This window comes from Bradyrhizobium sp. (assembly GCF_004799405.1).
In the GTDB taxonomy this organism is placed as follows: Bacteria; Pseudomonadota; Alphaproteobacteria; order Rhizobiales; family Xanthobacteraceae; genus Bradyrhizobium.
The window spans coordinates 1-4,676 of sequence record NZ_SSMW01000104.1 but is presented as its reverse complement, the minus strand read 5'-3'; the positions used below and the strand labels follow the sequence as shown (position 1 = coordinate 4,676).

Annotated in this window: 6 protein-coding genes; 3 read left to right on the top strand and 3 right to left on the bottom strand. The window is 59.7% G+C overall.

Annotation, left to right across the window (positions count from 1 at the left end):
* Window positions 1-195: 195 nt before the first annotated feature.
* Window positions 196-630: a hypothetical protein gene (locus E7813_RS16445; protein ID WP_291575592.1), complete on the bottom strand. Its 435-nt coding sequence runs from the start codon at window positions 628-630 to the stop codon at window positions 196-198.
* A 302-nt stretch (window positions 631-932) separates the two neighbouring features.
* Between E7813_RS16445 and E7813_RS16440 the strand changes: the two genes are divergently transcribed.
* Window positions 933-1,358 (top strand): hypothetical protein, encoded by a 426-nt coding sequence (locus E7813_RS16440; protein WP_291575591.1) that lies wholly within the window; start codon window positions 933-935, stop codon window positions 1,356-1,358.
* 111 nt (window positions 1,359-1,469) lie between these two features.
* The gene (locus E7813_RS16435; RefSeq protein WP_363331182.1) at window positions 1,470-1,793 is read left to right on the top strand and encodes a sensor histidine kinase; all 324 of its coding nucleotides are present in this window, start codon (window positions 1,470-1,472) and stop codon (window positions 1,791-1,793) included.
* Between the two features lie 178 nt (window positions 1,794-1,971).
* Here E7813_RS16435 and E7813_RS16430 read toward each other — a convergent pair whose 3' ends face one another.
* Both E7813_RS16430 and E7813_RS16425 read right to left on the bottom strand, forming a co-directional pair.
* On the bottom strand, window positions 1,972-2,451 hold the full coding sequence (locus tag E7813_RS16430) for a universal stress protein (RefSeq protein ID WP_291575590.1): 480 nt from the start codon (window positions 2,449-2,451) through the stop codon (window positions 1,972-1,974).
* A gap of 213 nt (window positions 2,452-2,664) precedes the next feature.
* Window positions 2,665-4,014: an FAD-dependent oxidoreductase gene (locus E7813_RS16425; protein WP_291575589.1), complete on the bottom strand. Its 1,350-nt coding sequence runs from the start codon at window positions 4,012-4,014 to the stop codon at window positions 2,665-2,667.
* Between the two features lie 379 nt (window positions 4,015-4,393).
* Here E7813_RS16425 and E7813_RS16420 point away from each other — a divergent pair, with 379 nt between their 5' ends.
* On the top strand, window positions 4,394-4,594 hold the full coding sequence (locus tag E7813_RS16420) for a LysE family transporter (RefSeq protein WP_291575594.1): 201 nt from the start codon (window positions 4,394-4,396) through the stop codon (window positions 4,592-4,594).
* The last annotated feature ends 82 nt before the right edge of the window (window positions 4,595-4,676 follow it).

Below are 4,676 nucleotides of genomic sequence, written 5' to 3'. Positions count from 1 at the left end.
TCAACAGGCCGGACAGAAGACTGCACCCGACCAATGCCACTGCGTCAATTTATCTCTTGCAACGCGGGAGCCATCCACAGAGGACTCAACTCGGACATCGGGCCATATCCGCTTAGTGCCAACAGACGACATTCGAAATGAAAGAGGCCGCCAACTGCGGCGTCCTTACTCGTCGACTTTGAATTGGTCTCCGGGTTAGCGGACGAGCGGAGGCGCGCCAATGTCATCGAAGTCGCCGACCGGCCCTGTGTGTGGCGATAGGTGCGCCATCGCGCAGACCTTTTTCTGCGCGGCCTCAGTCTTCTCGTGGCCAGCTCTGAGCTGGTCGGCGATGCGCGGGGCAATTTCGCATTTTGCCGAGTTAGCATCGATATATTTGATCATCTTGATTTCGGACTGACCAAAATTACCGATCAATTCGCAGGTTTCGCTAGCCGACGCGCGGCGTGCGCTCGCGGCCTTGATCAGCTTGCCGCGCTCCTCCGCCTCTGTACGCAAGGGGACAAATTCCTTCATGCAGGCGTCGCGTTCGGTCTGACCGGCCGCTGCAGGAAGCATGTCCTTCGCGAAAGCCTGACCCGGAAGGCAGGCGACAGCGACAAGCGGCACAATCAGGCAGCGGAAAATCATGAGTTTCTCCCGGCACGGTCTGACCTGGCGGCATTCATACCGCAAATTAGGCCACTAGGGGTCGAAAAACAGGCCAGTACCGATCTGCCGGTACTGGCTATCGGAAATCGAGAACAATTCCCGAACTCAGCGGGGCAATGGGATGGCCACCGGCGGGCCCCGCAATGTCGTGTGTGAACTAGCGCACAGTCGCAGCGATGGTGGAACCGATACGTATGACGCCGTCGAACCGTAGAGCCGGTTTGACTGGACAAATCACCTGAAGCCACCGGTTAAGCAGCCTCAAAACAGGAGAGACGGCCATGTTAGTTCGACAGTTTGACTTTTTTTCCGATTTTAAGGGCATGCGTGCCCCGCGCTGGATATTTGTCGTGACGGTTCTCGCAGCGATCACTGCTCCTGGCGCCGCCGACGCCAGCCAGGCCAGAATGGGTGGGACAGGATCTTATGACGGCAACTGGAATGTCACGTTCATTCCCCAGGCCGGCAATTGCCATGCCTCCAACACGGTACCTTTCACAGTGGTGGGCCAGCGCGTTTCATCGGCTGGCGGCGGCAAGGTAACCGGCGGCGTCAGCAGCAACGGCAGCGTTTCGGTCCAGATTACCATCGGTGCCTCGTCGGCGAGTGGCAGCGGCCGGCTCGCCGGCAATTCCGGGGCAGGCCGATGGAGCGGGGTCATTACCGGCGACCGCTGCAGCGGTAGCTGGCAGGCCACGCGGGCCTAGGGAATCTGTCGTGTCCCGGATGCGGAGCAGCGTGAACGACGCTGCACCGCAGAGCCGGGACGCATACAGTACGGCCTTGTCCTTATTCTCGACACCGGGAAGGCGCGGTGCATGCTGCTTTCAGCAGACCATGCAATTCCCCTGGGACTTCTGATCAACGAACTAGTTACCAACGCGGTCAAGTATGCCTATCCGGAAGATAGCGGAGAGATCGAGGTCTCAGCCCGTGATGGACACCTTCACGTCGAGATCTCCGACCATGGCGCCGGTCTCCCGGAAGGGTTCGACATCGAGCGACCGCGCGCGAGCCTGGGCTTCAAGGTAGTCACCGGCATGGTGCGGCAACTTCAGGGCCATCTGACGATTGCGAACGATAGGAAGGGCACTCACTTCTTACTTGATTTGCCAATCTTATCTGAAAAGAACGAATCCTGATCGGCGAAGCCGAATTGATAAATCGGCGGCGCTGATCAGGCATTCCTAAGAAATACCGAGAGGTCGCCGTCACACTCATTATAAAATTTGGTGGATGCCGACCTTAGAAACGCAACACCAAAGGCGACACGATTAGTCTCCAAGACCGACCCTCCGCCATGCTGGAATATCGAGGGAGCTATGGCTGCGCCGCCGGTGTCGCTAGCAGCTGAGCAAATTGATCGTCGCTAATCTCGGTCTGGGCGACCAAGACGCTGCAGCGAAGATGATTGATCAAGTAGTTGTCCGTGGATCCGAACAACCATCGTGCCAGCGGACCCTGCGACCGATGGCCCACTACCACGAGGTTGGCGTCGATCTCGTGAGCAACCTCAGTGATGACGTGGCCGGCATCGCCCCTACCCAACCTGGCCGTCGGTGAGAAGCCCATGGCCTTAAGCCGCTCCACGCCCTCCGCGAGAATGTTCTTATAATTGGAGATTTGATCGTCCACCGGAAGGACGAAACCTCCCTCCATTACCACGGAACTCGAGGAAAGCTCTACAACAGCCAGCAGAAAGACATCGGCCCCGCAGAGTTGTGCAAGCTTCGCACCCTCCCGTAATGCCAGCCGTCCTTCGATCGAGCCGTCATAGGCGAGAAGAACTTTCTTATACAAGATTCGCTCTCCCGATCCCGTCTGGAGATGCAGATTAGCACGAATCTCCGTCGGGGTATTAGTTGAAGCTCGAACGCCTGGGGTGTCATGACCCATTGATCCTTGTGTCCTACTTCGCAGTTTGAAACCAAAGGGCGAGCGCGATAACTTGCGCTGCAGTCGAAACTTTCTCCGACCAGCCTGAGTTTAACAGCCCTCTGGACTCACCAAGGGTCAGGCCTCGGCCATGATCGCGAGCACGCGCTGCACTAGGACGGGATCGCGATAGGCGCTTCGCGGCTTCAATAGATTTTGGACTTCGGCCGTCAGCTTGTGGACGGCCGGATCTTCGGCGGCGAGCCGGGTCAGGGCGATACCGAATTTAAGCGTGATCTCAAAATCCGCCGGACGTTGGCCCCGCGTATCCGGAAACACGAAATCGAGTGTAGCCACCGACCACGGCGTCTCGATCAACGCCTGCACCTCGGCGAAGAAGGTCGGCGCCAGCCCGGCGATCGGATTGCTGTCTCCTCCTACTCTCTCGAGAAGCCTCTTGAGCAGGCACGCCTCCAGGGCGGCCACGCTCATACCTTGGCCATAGACCGGATTGAAGCGGCAGATTGCGTCGCCGATCGGCAGAAGCCCGCGGGGGAAGGAGTCGAGTCGCTCGAAATGGCGCCGCACGCTCTCGCGGAAGCCGTAGCGGGCGACCCCGTCCAGGCGCTTGGCGTGGCTGATTGCGTTGTAGATCGTCGGTGTCCGCAGTGCCCGGGCGTAGTTCAGGTATCCCTCTGCATCGCCGGGTGGCACGTCACCGTGGCGCCCGCCAATTGTCGCCATCCAGCGGTTGCCCTCGAGCGGCAACATCAGGCCGCCACGGCTGTTTTGGGGCGCCTGCCCGAAGGTCATGATGCCTTTCCAATCGTTCGAGGCGTCATCAGGGATTGCAAAGACGCAAGTGGCATAGCCGAGATCGATACCAATTGTGGTTTCCTCAGGCATTGGTCGGCCGATCGATTGCAGCAGGGCAAGAGTGAGGGCGCCGCGTCCGGAGGCGTCGACGACGAAATCCGCCGCAATTGTCTCGCTCGCGCCGTTGCCGTTCTCATAGCGCACGCCCGTGACCGCCTCTCCATTTGGCGACGCTAACACTTCCTGGACCCGGCAGCGCTGGCGCAGCGTGGTGTTCGCGCGGCCTTCCACCCGCTCTCGCACTGCGCGCTCGATTGTCGGCCGTGACACGGCGTAACTGAACCAGCCGAGATCGCGTTGCGGGAAAGGATCGTAGCCTGGGCGCTCAATGCGAACATCGAGACCGGCCCTAAGCGGCACGGCTCCCGCCCGCGCGAGATCCTGCTCGATCCCTGGGAACAACTCGCTGAGGGCGCGCTGGCCGCTGAGCAGCAGCGCATGCACGTGCCGCGCCTGCGGTGTCCCCGCACGATACGTGGCCTCCGAGGGCAGAGTATCGCGCTCCAAAACCACAACCTGATCGAAGCAATCGGCTAGCGCCCCCGCCGCGGTGAGCCCGGCCATTCCCGCGCCGATCACGACGGCCTGCTTACCGATCAAAGTTGACGCCATCGCCGCCTCCCCCGCTGCTCCTCCCGCAGAGGTGCCGACGCCAGTCCAGCATAAAGCCACGCGGTGGCGCAAGGAAGCCGCGAAATCCGCAAGGGCAGCCAGCGCCGGCCGGGCGCTACAAAGCGCTTACCGACGGAAGTGGTTATGCGGGTCAGCCGGCCACCTACATGCCGGCACTGGATGGGGCGTGGAACGCTCCGTGCCGATATTTTATGAGTAGCTGAACAGTTCAGGGGAATCCTTGAAAACGAAACTACCATCCGATTTCGATGCTGCATGGGCGATGGATTTTTTGATCTGGCTTATTTGCAGTCAGCAGTTTTCAATCGCCCTTCGGTCAAGCCCAACTGCAGCGCCAAAGTGCGATTAACCCAGGGAAATCGGCTGGCTCGCCAGCTGCGTCCAAATCATTGGAGGCTGTTATCTCGTCTATCTCGGCCTCAGTGCTTGGCTTGATTCTGGCAGGACGATAGCGCAAGGCAAGCTAGTCGGCCCACGCAACGGTTGGTATGGCCTACGCACTGGCTTCCTTGTCGATCCGTCGAATCCCAAAGGCATCGCGTTTTTCGTCGGACTATAGTCCCGAAGCGGACCTGTTACGGAAGTTCCGTGATCGACTGACCGCAAATCCCGAATTGGTCCCGCTATATGTTGAGCAAAAA

What these genes read in the sequence shown, in the direction of transcription:
- E7813_RS16440 (WP_291575591.1), top strand. Translation starts at nt 933, where the DNA reads ATGTTAGTTCGACAGTTTGACTTTTTTTCCGATTTTAAGGGCATGCGT.
- E7813_RS16425 (WP_291575589.1), bottom strand. Translation starts at nt 4,014, where the DNA reads ATGGCGTCAACTTTGATCGGTAAGCAGGCCGTCGTGATCGGCGCGGGA.
- E7813_RS16435 (WP_363331182.1), top strand. Translation starts at nt 1,470, where the DNA reads ATGCTGCTTTCAGCAGACCATGCAATTCCCCTGGGACTTCTGATCAAC.
- E7813_RS16445 (WP_291575592.1), bottom strand. Translation starts at nt 630, where the DNA reads ATGATTTTCCGCTGCCTGATTGTGCCGCTTGTCGCTGTCGCCTGCCTT.